General features: G+C 40.3%; 1 protein-coding gene. It reads left to right on the top strand.

The genetic code is table 11. The features are described from left to right. On the top strand, nt 1-901 hold a 901-nt coding region (ribD, locus tag E1176_RS00600; protein WP_155208652.1), incomplete at both ends, for a bifunctional diaminohydroxyphosphoribosylaminopyrimidine deaminase/5-amino-6-(5-phosphoribosylamino)uracil reductase RibD.

Here is a 901-nt window from a genome sequence, read left to right as displayed (position 1 = left end):
ATGAAAAGGGCCATGGATTTAGCAAAACTTGGCCTTGGTAATGTTAGTCCAAACCCATTGGTGGGCTGCGTTATAGTATACGAAAATAGAATTATTGGTGAAGGTTGGCATCAAAAATATGGTGGGCCACATGCTGAGGTTAATGCTATTGAGTCAGTAGTAGATAAAAAACTACTGCCTAAATCTACGCTTTATGTAAATCTTGAGCCTTGTGCCCATTTTGGCAATACCCCACCATGTGCTGATCTTGTCGTGTCTCATGATGTAAAAAAAGTTGTGATCGCTAATATCGATCCTAATCCTAAGGTAGCAGGAGGAGGTATAAAAAAACTCAAAGATGCGGGAATTGAGGTAGTTACGGGTATTTGTGAGAAGGAAGGTCTGTGGCTAAACAGAAGGTTTTTTACCTATATGGAAAGACAGAGGCCTTATATTATATTAAAATGGGCTCAAACCCAGGATAGTTTTGTTGCCAGAAAGAATTACGATTCTAAATGGATAAGCAATGCCTACAGCCGCCAGCTGGTACATAAATGGCGCAGTGAAGAGCCGGCCATACTGGTTGGCTATCAGACGGCCTTACACGATAATCCACAACTAAACGTGAGAGATTGGTCTGGCAAAGACCCATTACGCTTGGTGATAGACCCAGATCTATCATTACCCAAAGAGCACAAATTCTTTGATGGTAGTCAGAAAACTGTTGTTTATAATCTCAGCAAAAGTGATGATGTGGACGATATTAGCTACCAACGAATTTCTAATAGAAGAGATTTTGTGAAGGAAATACTCTCAGATCTTTATAAAAGAGGGGTTCAGTCCGTAATTATTGAGGGTGGGGCTTCCACTATAAATAAATTTATAAATGAGGGTGACTGGGATGAAGCGAGGGTTTTTATAG

Source organism: Fulvivirga aurantia, assembly GCF_009711475.1.
In the GTDB taxonomy this organism is placed as follows: domain Bacteria; phylum Bacteroidota; class Bacteroidia; order Cytophagales; family Cyclobacteriaceae; genus Fulvivirga; species Fulvivirga aurantia.
The sequence above is the reverse complement of the archived record's forward strand: the minus strand, read 5'-3'. Positions and strand labels throughout refer to the sequence as shown.